This is a genomic window from Paraburkholderia sp. UCT70 (assembly GCF_050434085.1).
GTDB lineage: Bacteria > Pseudomonadota > Gammaproteobacteria > Burkholderiales > Burkholderiaceae > Paraburkholderia > Paraburkholderia tuberum.
On sequence record NZ_JBNPVZ010000003.1, the window covers coordinates 338,775 to 351,140 of the forward strand.

10 protein-coding genes are annotated in these 12,366 nt (G+C 63.4%); 5 read left to right on the plus strand and 5 right to left on the minus strand.

Annotated elements, in window-relative coordinates:
• Window positions 1–20 precede the first annotated feature (20 nt).
• Window positions 21–1,328, minus strand: a complete 1,308-nt coding sequence (locus OKW41_RS19385; RefSeq protein WP_429573636.1) for a tryptophan leader peptide — start codon at window positions 1,326–1,328, stop codon at window positions 21–23.
• A 413-nt stretch (window positions 1,329–1,741) separates the two neighbouring features.
• On the opposite strand from OKW41_RS19385, the gene OKW41_RS19390 reads away from it, so the two are divergent.
• Window positions 1,742–2,227 (plus strand): adenosine-specific kinase, encoded by a 486-nt coding sequence (locus OKW41_RS19390; RefSeq protein ID WP_018422486.1) that lies wholly within the window; start codon window positions 1,742–1,744, stop codon window positions 2,225–2,227.
• 51 nt (window positions 2,228–2,278) lie between these two features.
• Window positions 2,279–3,181 carry an ATP adenylyltransferase family protein gene (locus OKW41_RS19395; protein ID WP_429573637.1) on the plus strand — a complete coding sequence of 301 codons (903 nt, stop codon included), beginning with the start codon at window positions 2,279–2,281 and terminating at the stop codon, window positions 3,179–3,181.
• 42 nt (window positions 3,182–3,223) lie between these two features.
• On the opposite strand, the gene OKW41_RS19400 is transcribed toward OKW41_RS19395, so the two are convergent.
• Window positions 3,224–3,730, minus strand: a complete 507-nt coding sequence (locus OKW41_RS19400; protein WP_429573638.1) for a Crp/Fnr family transcriptional regulator — start codon at window positions 3,728–3,730, stop codon at window positions 3,224–3,226.
• Between the two features lie 582 nt (window positions 3,731–4,312).
• Here OKW41_RS19400 and OKW41_RS19405 point away from each other — a divergent pair.
• Window positions 4,313–4,486: a hypothetical protein gene (locus OKW41_RS19405; protein ID WP_429448431.1), complete on the plus strand. Its 174-nt coding sequence runs from the start codon at window positions 4,313–4,315 to the stop codon at window positions 4,484–4,486.
• 18 nt (window positions 4,487–4,504) lie between these two features.
• On the opposite strand, the gene OKW41_RS19410 is transcribed toward OKW41_RS19405, so the two are convergent.
• Window positions 4,505–5,728: a YeeE/YedE family protein gene (locus tag OKW41_RS19410; protein ID WP_429573639.1), complete on the minus strand. Its 1,224-nt coding sequence runs from the start codon at window positions 5,726–5,728 to the stop codon at window positions 4,505–4,507.
• Window positions 5,729–6,224: 496 nt separating this feature from the next.
• On the opposite strand from OKW41_RS19410, the gene OKW41_RS19415 reads away from it, so the two are divergent.
• A complete protein-coding gene (locus OKW41_RS19415; RefSeq protein ID WP_429573640.1) occupies window positions 6,225–8,615 on the plus strand; it encodes a filamentous hemagglutinin N-terminal domain-containing protein in 2,391 nt (796 codons plus the stop codon).
• A 72-nt stretch (window positions 8,616–8,687) separates the two neighbouring features.
• On the opposite strand, the gene OKW41_RS19420 is transcribed toward OKW41_RS19415, so the two are convergent.
• Window positions 8,688–10,703, minus strand: a complete 2,016-nt coding sequence (locus OKW41_RS19420) for an acyl CoA:acetate/3-ketoacid CoA transferase (RefSeq protein WP_429573641.1) — start codon at window positions 10,701–10,703, stop codon at window positions 8,688–8,690.
• A 31-nt stretch (window positions 10,704–10,734) separates the two neighbouring features.
• Window positions 10,735–11,202, minus strand: a complete 468-nt coding sequence (locus OKW41_RS19425) for a CBS domain-containing protein (RefSeq protein WP_429573642.1) — start codon at window positions 11,200–11,202, stop codon at window positions 10,735–10,737.
• Window positions 11,203–12,052: 850 nt separating this feature from the next.
• On the opposite strand from OKW41_RS19425, the gene flgM reads away from it, so the two are divergent.
• On the plus strand, window positions 12,053–12,364 hold the full coding sequence (flgM, locus tag OKW41_RS19430; protein ID WP_429448421.1) for a flagellar biosynthesis anti-sigma factor FlgM: 312 nt from the start codon (window positions 12,053–12,055) through the stop codon (window positions 12,362–12,364).
• The last annotated feature ends 2 nt before the right edge of the window (window positions 12,365–12,366 follow it).

Sequence of the window (12,366 nt, forward strand, 5' to 3'; positions counted from 1 at the left end):
ATGGCACACCTGGAAGACGATCAGACCGGCAACTGGCCGGGCGCACCATCCAGAATGCGAAGCTTGTCGTCGATGTCGGGAAGCTGATGACCAGCCGCGCGAAGCTCGTTCACAAGCCGATGCGCAGTTGCACAACACTGCGCAAGCGTCTCATGCAGTCGCGGTTCGCCCCGCAGACCGGTCACCACCTTTTCCAGCTCGGAGGGGGGCTCGCTTAGCAGGGCGGGAACCACCTCTTCCGGCGGGATCAGCGACCCGTGGCTCAAAAGCTGGGCCGTCCACTCGCATCCATACAGCAGCGTCCGTCGCTCAGCCCGTTTCGCTTCTTCCTGCTCCAGAGTCGCGAGACTGTGCCGGTTCTTGTGAATCGAAGCGCGCCAGGTCGCAAGTATGTCGGCGCGCAACGCTGCAATTGCATTGCCGAGCGACGTGCTCTGTCCGCCAACGACGAGCCGGCGTTCGTCAAGCCTGTCGACGTGGTCCCGGTATCCTTCGAGGAAGGGCTGCCAGTTCAAGGGCAATTCGGTCGTCTCGGAGAACGACCGGCTAGTCTCATTGAGCTCGGTCCTGATGTCCTCGATGGCCCGAGCGTCGGCAAGCCGTGCCTCATAGACCTCATGAGCCGTCACCATCTGGCGATGAAGGGCGAAAAGGGGATTCTTGTGGCGGCGTTGCAGGTGTCGCTCGGCGGCGCCGGGATGAGCGCTCCATCTCCAGTTGGGCAGCGATTTCGCGTCGAAGTCGACCGCGTCTATCATGGGCCGGAATACCGCCAGCCCCTCTTCGGTTGCATGGTGAAAACAGTCGGCCAGTTTGAAGTCGTTGCCTTGCAGGTAGGTGCCTTCGTTCCCGGCATAAGGCGAGTCCGGTGCGAGCCGGAGGAAGGCAGTAGCGAGGAAAAACTCCATGGGTAGCTCGACGGACAGACCCTCCAGTCGGAAGGTGCGCTGTTGAGCGGAAAGGTCCTCGACAGAATGCGCGAGGCGGTTTTCGAGGTCGAGGAGCGAGTCGATCTTGTCGCCGGACGACGGTTGCATCGCGTCGGCGAGCAGGCACAAGGACTCACGCACCATTTTTGCCGCGATCGTGCCGTGCTTCTCGGCGAAAAGCCACAACCAGAGGGCAAGCTGATACCCCCGGACTCCGTTTCGCGCGAGCGTTTCGACTTCGGGCGAAAAAGTAATTCCAGGCGCGGCCCAGTTCGCAAACGGTGGCGAGTCGCTGCCCAGGTACATATCCAGAAGCTGCTTCAACGACTCATGCGTGCCGCTCGGCCAGCTTCGCGTCTCGTCGTACCGCTTCTCGGTCTTCCAAAGTTTCCAGGCCATCGTGAACCTCGCAAGAGTGTGCGGGATGCGGCTTGGTGAAGATACTTGCACACTCGGTCGGGGGCGTAAACCGGCGGTTGACCTTGTTGACCCGGAGAGGTTGCCGCGGTGCGATGGGGTTTAAAGCGGGTCAAAACGCTATGAGGATGGATCGGCTCTTGGTCGATCAGTGTCGCCATAAGTCAGGCTTTCTCGGCCTGCTCGATCCTGGACTGGCGCGACTCGGAAGCGGTGTCCGGGCGCATTCGAATCCCGCGGCTCGTGGTCGGTCGAGGTTTCGCTCACGCGCGGTTAGTACTAGGCTAGAAGCCGGATCGACGAAGACCGGCTGACACGCGAACCATCCACGGTCGCGTTGGCCCGTGTTCGACGTGTTTTCATCGGCGTGTTGCCGCAATGGAGCGAGGTCCACCATGCAATTGTCCGCCGTCAAGGTCGTCAAGCCCGAAGCGACCAACTTCATTCTCGGGCAAAGCCACTTCATCAAATCTGTCGAGGATATTCACGAAGCGATGGTCGGCACGGTGCCCGGCATCAAGTTCGGTCTCGCGTTTTGCGAGGCTTCCGGCAAGCGCCTCGTGCGGCGCTCCGGCACCGACGAAAGCCTCGTCGAGATGGCATGCCAGAACGCAACCAACGTCGGCGCGGGCCATAGTTTCTTCGTGTTTCTGGGCGACGGCTTTTTCCCCGTCAACGTGCTGAACACGATCAAGGCCGTGCCGGAGGTCTGCCGCATCTTCTGCGCAACGGCGAATCCCGTCGAAGTGCTGATCGCTGAAACAGATCAGGGGCGAGGCATCGTCGGCGTGGTCGATGGTTTTTCGCCTGTCGGCACGGAAAGCGCGGAGGACATTCAATGGCGCAAGGATCTTTTGCGCACGATAGGCTACAAGCTGTAGCGGCTGCGCGTTCACCCGCTTCACGCGCGCCGCCACGCCTGCCGACCTCCTATGGAACGACAACGACGCCTGATTCCGGGCACGCTGTGGCCCGCCATTGTGCGACAGACCGGACATGCGCTGAGCTGCGGCGCGCTGCGACCGATCGACACGCAACAGTCCGTGATCGACAGCGGCGGCATCCGCTTTCTCGTTCGTCAGGTGTCGAGCCTGACGCGCAAGGAACAGCAACGCGAGCAAGCGCGAAAGCTGCAGACGGCAAAGCACCCTCAGGCGAACCCATTTCTTCCCTATGAGCCGGATCTGTTCGTCGCCGACATCTCCGATACTCACCTCGCGTTGCTGAACAAGTTCAACGTGATCGATCATCATCTGCTGATCGTCACGCGCGAATTCGAACCGCAGGAAGCGCTGCTCGATCTTGCCGATTTCGAAGCGCTGCTCGCGTGCATGGCCGAATTCGACGGCATCGGCTTTTACAACGCCGGCACGCAGGCGGGCGCGAGCCAGCCGCACAAGCACCTGCAGATCGTGCCGCTGCCGCTCGGGGAAGCCGATCCGTCCGTGCCTGTCGAGCCCTTGCTCGGTGCGGAGAACGGCATGCCGGATCTGCCGTTTCGGCATGCGTTCGCACGCTTTCACGCCGATGATCTGGCTCGCGCGGATGCGCCGAAGCTGGCGCTTTCCCGCTATCGCACGCTGCTCGAAGCGGCGGATATCGGCGCGCTCGAAATCGGCCGTGCCTGCTGTCATGCGACGCCCTACAACCTGCTGGTCACGCGGCGCTGGATGTTGCTCGTGCCGAGATCGCAAGAGCGAGTCGAAGGCGTGTCGGTCAACGCGCTCGGCTTTGCGGGTTCGCTGTTCGTGCGCGATGCGGCTCAACTGGATGTGATCGAAAGGCTCGGCCCGATGACGGTATTGGAACGCGTCGCGCTGCCTGCGAATACATAGCGGCCGTGCAACCCGACCGCGCAGCAGACTCACGCGACGAACTCAAGCTCCGTCCGACTGCAAATACCTGTGCGCGAAAGCAATCGCCATGCTGCCCTCGCCGACGATCGTCACACGCGCTTTTGGCGGCTCGGCGGAAAGGCTTTGCAGCCCGCCGATGCGTTCGCGCGCGAGCGCGCCCATCTTGAACGCCACGTCGGGCGACGCCGCCGCGAGCGCATAGTATTGCGGCGCGTCGACCCGCATCACGCGCGAAGGCTCGGCCGCTCGATACGCGCCCGGAAACGGTGAGCTCAGCGCGAGCGGCACTTCGCCGAAAATCGCGCCGGGCAGACGCCAGCCCAAGGTTCGCTCGATGCCGTCAAACGTCTTGATGACTTCCATCTTGCCCGACAGCACGGCGTATAACGCGCGCTCGCAGCCTTCATGGACCGCGAACTCGCCCGCGCATAGATGCAGGTCGGCGCACGCGTGCACGAGGATTTCCAGTTCGCTGTCGGGGAGGGTCGAGAACAGCGGCACGGCGCGGATGTCGTCGATCGTCAGCATGGCTTGGTTTTCCGTTCTGTCAGGCAGATCACGCAACGCGCGGTCCACCGCGTTTCAGCGGCGTCATGTCGGACGATTGGACTCGCGCCAACGGATGTGCAGACAAGGCGCGAAGGCAGCAACCGCACCGACCCAGTATAGGATTTTCAGATCGCGATGCAGACGATCGAGCCATGGGTGCGCTTCTGAAAGACCTAAGCTGGATGAACGGCCGCGATATGAATGCCGTATTTCGTCGCTGCCATGCAACTAGTACCAGGCGATCAGCGTGGAGGTGCGCAATGGTGTTGCGATGGGTGCGAATGGTATGTCTGGCGACGTACCTGTGTGCCAGCGCACAAGGATGTCTGGCCGCGGATTCGTCGGCAGCGCTCGCGGCTCCTGTCGCGCCGCCGGTCGTCTATGTCTCCGATTTCGATCTCGACGCCGCGAACATCGCCCCTGACAGCGGGCCAGGCCACCGCGCGCGAGGCATCCTGGGCGATCTCAAAGCCAGTTTCAGGTCGCGGTTTCCTGCGATAACCTGGCTACGCCGGAGTTACCGCCGCTCTATGAAACTGTTGAAGAGGGGCGAGCAGGGATATGCCGGGCGCCGTGATCAAGCTCAACCCGTACGTGATCGCTGCGAAGGTCGTTCTGTCCGGCCGCGATGAAAAGACGGCGGTCAGGAAAAGCGCGGAGCAGATCGCTGACGAACTCGCGCGACGGCTTCAGACGGGTGCAAGGGAGGCCGGCAGCGCAGCCCCCGCCCGATAGGCGGCCGAAGCCGCCCGCTCAGCAGCCCGTCCGCTTGACGCGCTCGACCGCGAGGCCGAACACCGGACGCAGCTTCGTGCCGACCACGTTGCCGAAAAATGCCGAGACGAGCCACAGCCAGCCGTGCAGGCTGCCCGATACGATGCCGCTGAAGTACGCGCCGATATTGCAGCCGTACGCGAGGCGCGCGCCGTAGCCGAGAATCAGTCCGCCGACGATCGCCGCGATCAGCGAGCGCAGCGGCAGACGCCACACCGGCGCATAGCGGCCGGCCAGCGAAGCGGCAACCATCGCGCCGATCACGATGCCGATGTCCATTACCGACTTCACGTCGTGGCTGATCGGTGCGGCAAGGGCGGCCGCGTTCGGGCCGGTGCTCCACACATGCCAGCTCGCAACGTCGACGCCCATCGCGGAGAACGCCTTCGCGCCCCATAGTGCGAACGCCGACGTGATGCCCCACGGATGGCCCGACAGCGCGAGCGTCACGAAGTTGAGGATCGCGAGCACGACGCCGCCGGTGAGGAGCGGCCACGGGCCGTGCAGCCACGGCGATGCGTTCGGGGCGCGATCCACGTCGCTGACGAGACGGCCGTGACGGCGCTTTTCGATCAGCACGGTCAGCGCGGCGATGGCCGCGAACACCACGAGGTTCAGCGCGATCGCCGGGCCGACGCCGAGCTTCTGCACGAGCGAGATCGGCGGCAGATGCGGCAGCGCGGACCAGAACGGCATGTGCGCGGTGCCGATCACCGAGCCGATGATGAACGCGATCAGCGTGACCACCATCCGTGTGCTGCCGCCGCCGACCGTATACAGCGTGCCGGAGGCGCAGCCGCCGCCGAGCTGCATGCCGATGCCGAACAAGAACGCGCCGATCACGACCGACGTGCCGACGGGCGACACTTCGCCGACGACCGGATGACCGAATAGCGTGCCGGCGGAAAGCGCCGGGAAGAACAGCAGCACGCCGATCGCGAGCATCAGCATCTGCGCGCGCAGGCCGGCGCCGCGGCCGTCGGCGATGAACACGCGCCATGCGGACGTGAAGCCGAACGCGGCGTGATAGAGCGTGACGCCGAGCAGCGCGCCGAGGACGTACAGCGCGGCCTGTTTCACGCTGACGGTCTGCGCAAGATAGATCGCGCCGAGCACGACCAGCGCGAGCGCGACGGCGAGCGGCTTCGGATTGATGTTGACGAGACGGCGGGGCGCGCTGAACGGCGTGGAGAGATCGGACATGATGAGCGGGGCGGACGCGCTTGTCGCGCGAGGGCGGCACGCCTATGAAACGGCGGTCGCTGCTCGGGAGGAGGGCCGCGAATAATCGTTTTTGGGAAAGCTCGCAAGTATACCGAAATGTCGCGTTGCGGCTGTTGCCCGGCAAGGTTCGCCCTGCTCGATGGCAAATCCGGGCGCGCACGGTGCCGCCAGGCTGCAAGGCCCGCCGCACGGGGGCTTGGCGGTGGTCGACCGCGCTTGAAACCAGTGACTTAATAACCTCCCGTAATAACGGTATTTCAAACTTGGATTGAATTCGTTATCAAGATGGAAGGCGACGGTAATCCCGTCCAGTCGCGCAACAGCATTTCGGGCCGAAATATCGACCAAATCAGCCACAGTCGTTAAGTGGCGACGAAGCGAACTGCTAATCTTCATACGCGGCGACTCACGCGTTTCCGGTCGGCTCCACGGGTCGTTGGCAGCCGTTTCGCGCGAGCGTGGAAGGGGGGGATGTATGAGCACTCGAAGGCCATCTCTGCTGCGGCAACGTCCATCGCAACGCCGTCATGCAAGCGTGCGAATTTCATTTGCCATCGCCATTTCGCTGACCGGACTTTGCACGACGCACGTCGCGTACGCGGCGGGTACCCTGCCGCAAGGCGGGCATTTCGTCGCCGGCTCGGGAAGCATCACTCAGAACGATGCCGGCCTGAGCATCACGCAAGCGGGCTCGCGCGGCATCATCGAATGGAACAGTTTTTCGATCGGATCGTGCCGCACGGTGTCGATCAACAACGGCACGGGCGCGACACTCAATCGCGTGACGGGTAACGATGTGTCGGCGATCTACGGCACGCTGAAGGGCACCGGCAGCATCTACCTCGTCAATCCGCATGGCGTGCTCATCGGGCCAGGCGGCGTGGTGTCGACGGGAGGGCGTTTCGTCGCGTCGACGCTCGACGTCCCCAACGATGTCTTTCTCAACCCGCCCGTGTTCGGTGGCTCGGCTTACACAGGCAGTTCCACGGCGGATGTAGTCAATCTCGGCAAGATCAGTTCGTCGGGTGGGGACGTGTTCCTGATATCGGCCAGCAAGGTCACGAACGCAGGGACGATCGATGCGCCGAACGGCAATGCCGAACTCGTCGCAGGCCGTCAGGTCCGGCTCTTCGACGGCAACTTTCAACAAGTCTTCGTGGACGTGGGAAGCGGCGGCACAGTGACGAACTCAGGCACGGTACAGGCGGCGATCATCAACGTGCAAGCGGCCGACGGCAATATCTTCGCGCTCGCGGGTCATTCGGGCGCCCTGCGCGCCACCGGCACCGCGACGCGCGACGGCCACGTCTGGCTCGTCGCGAACACCACCGTCAACGGGGTCGTCGTCAACTCCGGCAACGTCGATGCGCGCGGGGCGCAGATCAGCGCGCGTAACGCCGACGGCAGCGGCGGCACGCTCGACATGTCCGGCAAGGACGTCAAGGTCGGCGGCGCGGATGTGCGGGCGAAAGCATGGAACATCACTACTGGGGACTTCACCGCGGACGTCCCGACCGCCAACACGCTCGGCGCAAGTCTGAGCAACGGCGCGTCCATCTCCGTGCTTGCGAACGGCGCGGACGGCAAGCTCGGGGCGACCGGCGAGGGAGACATCGCGATCGAAGCGAGCGTGCGCTGGCACGGAGCCTCCTCCCTGACGCTCGACGCGGCGCACTCGCTGACGATTGCACCGCAGGCGACCATCGCCAATAGGGGCACAGGCTCGCTCACGCTGTCCGCCGACACCTATGGTTTCGACAACGGCGGCAGTCTGACCAACCAGGGCACGATCGACTGGTCGCGAAGCATGGGCATCGTCAGCGGCCTGTACGACATGAACGGCAGCTATACACCCGGCACGGTGTACACCAACGTATCGTGGCACCCCGCGCCGTTTACTGGGCTCGTCACGCAGTTCACGGCCTATCAGCTCGTCAACTCCATGACGGACCTGAGCGCGGTGAATAACAACCTCTCCGGCAACTATGCATTGGGCAGAAGGGGGCTGGAATTCGCGGGTGCGCCGGAGTTCGGCGGCATCGGCACCGCCGCGAATCCGTTCACCGGTCAGTTCGACGGCATGGGGCATCTCCCCGCGGATCTGCGTCTCTCAAGCGCGGCCGATACCGGACTCTTCGGCGTGATCGGCAAGAGCGGCGTCGTGCGCAATTTCACGCTCGCGGACGGCACCGCGACGTCCTCGGGAGAAACGGTCGGCTTGCTGGCCGGCATCAACTACGGATACATGGTGAACGTCGGCGCGACGGGCGCCATCGGTGCCCCGGGCAACCCGAGCACAGTGGCCGGCGGTCTGGTCGGCGAGAACTTTGGGCGCATCGAGCGCTCGTGGGCGGGCGTCAACATCATCGGCGTGGGCCAGATCGGTGGGCTGGTCGGGCTGAACGACGGTCGCGTCGATCAGTCTTTCGCGATCGGCCGCGCATCGGCCGGTGCGCAAAGCACGGTCGGCGGACTCGTCGGCACGAACCATGGCGTCATCGGCCGATCGTATGCCTACGAATTCCTGAACGGCGGCGCGACTGTCGGCGGACTTGTCGGCATCAATACGGGCTTCATCCGCGAGTCGTATGCCGCGTCCAGACTCACGGCGGGCGCGAACTCGACGAAGGGCGGTATCGCGGGCACGAACAGCGGCCGGATCGCGACGAACGTGTTCTGGAACAGCCAATCGTCGGGGGCGGCGGCGGGTGTCGGTTCGGGCACGGCGGTGGCCAGTTCGAGCGGACTCACGGACACCCAGTTGCTCGAGCCGGCGAGCTTCGGTCCGACGTGGGATTTCAGCGCGAACGGCACGTGGGTCGCGGGATATCCGGGGCCTCAGTTGCGCTGGCTGGCAGGGCACTGACATCGAGGGTCCGACAGAACCCGGCGCGGGCGCACTCGGCCTTCGGTGCCGCGATCACGATGCAAGCCGGATTCAGCGGTTTGACGACTGTTCGCGCAGGTAGGCCTGCGCTTCCGCCTCCGTCTCATAGACATAAGGTGACAGCCCGCGCCGCGTAAGGGCGCCACCCAGCTTGGCGCGCATGAAAGCGCTGGTAGTGAAGCGCGTTACGCCGAGATAGTAGCGCTGCACCATATCCTCGACCATTTCGACGTACGCGTCCTCCAGCGCGGGGTCCAACACGAAACCCTCGTAGTTCACCACTGCATAGACCTTGTGGTCCAGTGGTTCGCAGACGCGGCATACCTGAGTCCGGATCGCCGCGATGTCGTCGGGACGCTTCACCTCGAGGCGCGCGAAATCGAGAAACATGATGTTCTTGTCGTCGTCGTAAATGAAGCGCGCTTCCAGCGGCAGTCGCAAAACATTCGAGCGCAGGCCCATCGGTTCAGGCAGGAAAATCCGCTCGTCCATCTGCGTCGGCGAACGCAGGATCGGTGCGAAGTCCATCCTGGCCAGAATATCGCGCTCCAGATCGACGCCCGGTGCAATCTCGATGAGTTCCATGCCCTCGGCGCCCAGCTCGAACACGCAACGCTCGGTGATGTAGAGGACCGGCTTGCCCATTGCCGCCGCATACGGGCCAGAGAACGTGCGATGCTCGACTTCCTCGATGAATTTCCTGGCCGTGCCGTCACGGTGGATACGCAGCTTGCCGTCGACGACTGAAATCTGGCTGTGGCCCGCCATGAAAGTGCCGACGAACACGACTTTCCTGGCATTCTGGCTGATGTTGATGAAGCCTCCGGCGCCGGCCAGGCGCGGCCCGAATCTCGACACATTGAGGTTTCCCATGCGATCGGCCTGCGCGAGGCCAAGAAAGGCGACGTCGAGCCCGCCGCCGTCATAGAAATCGAACTGGGCGGGCTGATCGATGACCGCCTGCGCATTGGTCGCCGCGCCGAAGTTCAAGCCTCCCGCTGGAATGCCGCCGATGACGCCGGGCTCGGTGGTCAGCGTCAGCAGGTCGAGGATCCTTTCCTCGTTGGCGACGCTGGCGATGCCTTCGGGCATGCCGATCCCGAGATTCACCACGCTGTTTGGCTGGAGTTCCATTGCCGCGCGTCGCGCGACCACCTTGCGCTCACTCATCGGCATCGGCGCCACACTGCTCGCGGGGACCCGAATTTCGCCGGCGTACGCCGGACTGTATGGTGTGGCAAAGGTCTGCTGGTGGTTCTCGGGCGGCGCCAGCACGACGCAATCGACCAGCACGCCGGGGATCTTGACCTGTCGCGGATTGAGCGAGCCGCTTTCGGCGATGCGCTCCACCTGGACGATCACGAGGCCGTGGCAGTTGTGCGCGGCCATGGCGATCGCGAGAGCCTCCAGTGTCAGGGCTTCGCGCTCCATCGTCACATTGCCTTCCGGGTCGGCAGTGGTGCCGCGCACGATCGCGACGTTGATCGGGAAGGCCTTGTAGAACAGATATTCCTCGTCGCCTATCCGCATCAACTCGACCAGATTCTCGGTGGTGCGCTCGTTCAGTTTGCCACCACCGAAGCGCGGATCGACGAAGGTGCCGAGGCCGACCCGGGAGAGATGGCCTGGCTTTCCGGCCGCAATGTCGCGAAACAGGTGGCTGATCACGCCCTGCGGCAGGTTATACGCTTCGATCTGGTTATCCACCGCAAGCTGCTGTAGCTTCGGCACGAGGCCCCAGTGTCCGCCGATGACGCGCTTGACGAGTCCCGGCGTCGCCAGGTGGTTCAGTCCGCGTTCCTTGCCGTCTCCCTGGCCGGCCGCATAGACTAGCGTGAGGTTGGCGGGCTTTGGGAGGGTGACTAACGTATCCTCGTCATGCGCCGTACAGAGTTCCTCGATGGCAATGGCGATGTCTTCGGCGAAGCCGATGCCCACGAAGCCACCCGTCGCGACCGTATCGCCGTCGCGGATCAGGCGCACGGCATCGCGCGCCGACGTCACTTTGCCGGACGAGCGGGAAAGGATGGCCGGTGAAAGGGCCCCCGCGGTTGATTGCGTGCTCACGTTTCACCTCGCCTGATTCGAGCGCGACTGGCTAATAGGCGCCACCGGTATCAATGGTCAGATGGAGCATGTCGTCCTCGAGAATCCTGATGAAATGCTCGTCCTCCTGCAGGAGTTCCTCCAGCACGTCACTGTCGGAAAGCACGCCGATGACGCGCCCGGATTCGATCACAGGCAGGTGCCGGATCCGCCGGGTATGCATCGACGCGAGGCATTGGTCGCAGGTATGCTCGGGCGTCACATAAAGCACCTGGGTGGTCATGATGTCGCCAACCCTGGTGTTCGCGGCGTTGCGGCCAAGCACCTCGACCTTGCGGGCGTAGTCGCGCTGAGACAGCACGCCAACCAGATTGCTGCCCTGCAGCACCAGCACCGTCGTCAGGTCCTTGTCGGCCATCAACTGCAACGCGTTCAGCACCGTGTCGTCGGGGCCCACTGAGATAACCTCCCGAGGGTTCCCGGACAGAATTTGCCGTGCTGTCTTCCTCTCCTTTTTCATGACCGCCTCCAGACAGAAAGGGGAGCATGTACGGACTACGCTTGATCAAAGCGAAATCGGAATACGATCTTCCAGACCCAGCCAAGGCTGGCGATCTTTTCTTATTCGTTGAATTGCAGTGTAGATCGCTTGCCCTGAGTCGAACGAACATTTTCCGTTCCGGCGCTACGCCACTCGGTGAGTCGAAGCGACGAGGCACCTGCCGCACGAGCGCGCCTTGCCCATTCGCAACCGTCCGGCGCTAACTGTCGCCTCACCACCGCAGTCGCACCGGCAAACCCACAATCCATCGCCAGCGTACCGCTCGGTCGTCAGCTGGCCGAAAACCTCGCCGCTCTTCAGCGCAGGTGAACCCGGTCGCGACCGCCACACGCGACGCTGCTCACGGCAGCCGCAATCACGCACTGCACCGCGCTCTACCGTCTTCAGGGCGGAAGTCACATGGCCGCCGCATCGGCATCGCCAGAGCCACACGTCCGCGCCGCAATATTGAAGCGCGACGAGATCGCCAAAGGCGCGACCAGCGACATCGCGACTTGGCGGAAAGGGCCATCGAGGCTGCAAGGGGCGGCGGGTACGTTTGTTCACAGCAAGCAAAATGGGGTGCGGCGTCGTGTTCTCAAGCATACCTGCGCCTTTGATTCGGAGTGGGTAGACGCTTCGATCAGCTTATAGCCGTTGTGTGGTATTGCTCACACTTTGTTGCAATTTGCTGCAGGCGGCTAGAGTGCCCGCCCGGCAAGGCTTATCGGCTCACGGCGAAACGTGGATACGGTTCCGCTTCCCACAGCAGGGTGAAGATTTCAAACGCTGATCCGTTAAAGGACTCAACCAGTGGGGAACACACACCATGAAGATTGAATCCAGCAATTTTCCGCTCGCGGCTTCGCAGAACGGTCCGCAACGCGCAACGATCAACAGCGATGCGAAGGATGCCGTCGAGTCCGCGCACCAAGTCAGCGCTGCCGCCGCGCAGAATTCGACGGTTAATCTCTCATCAGTGTCCGCAATGCACACGTCCAGCGATTCGGATAGCGACACGGCGAAGGTCGAGTCGATCAAGGCCGCCCTGCGTGACGGCAGCTACAAGGTCGATTCCGGAAAGATCGCCGACGGCATGCTAAGCACCGCGCGGGACCTGCTGCAAACGACTACTCGCTGACC

Excerpts from the sequence above, each read along its gene's own strand:
- OKW41_RS19385 (WP_429573636.1), bottom strand. The coding sequence starts at position 1,328 with ATGGCCTGGAAACTTTGGAAGACCGAGAAGCGGTACGACGAGACGCGA.
- OKW41_RS19390 (WP_018422486.1), top strand. The coding sequence starts at position 1,742 with ATGCAATTGTCCGCCGTCAAGGTCGTCAAGCCCGAAGCGACCAACTTC.
- OKW41_RS19395 (WP_429573637.1), top strand. The coding sequence starts at position 2,279 with ATGGAACGACAACGACGCCTGATTCCGGGCACGCTGTGGCCCGCCATT.
- OKW41_RS19400 (WP_429573638.1), bottom strand. The coding sequence starts at position 3,730 with ATGCTGACGATCGACGACATCCGCGCCGTGCCGCTGTTCTCGACCCTC.
- OKW41_RS19405 (WP_429448431.1), top strand. The coding sequence starts at position 4,313 with ATGCCGGGCGCCGTGATCAAGCTCAACCCGTACGTGATCGCTGCGAAG.
- OKW41_RS19410 (WP_429573639.1), bottom strand. The coding sequence starts at position 5,728 with ATGTCCGATCTCTCCACGCCGTTCAGCGCGCCCCGCCGTCTCGTCAAC.
- OKW41_RS19415 (WP_429573640.1), top strand. The coding sequence starts at position 6,225 with ATGAGCACTCGAAGGCCATCTCTGCTGCGGCAACGTCCATCGCAACGC.
- OKW41_RS19425 (WP_429573642.1), bottom strand. The coding sequence starts at position 11,202 with ATGAAAAAGGAGAGGAAGACAGCACGGCAAATTCTGTCCGGGAACCCT.
- flgM (WP_429448421.1), top strand. The coding sequence starts at position 12,053 with ATGAAGATTGAATCCAGCAATTTTCCGCTCGCGGCTTCGCAGAACGGT.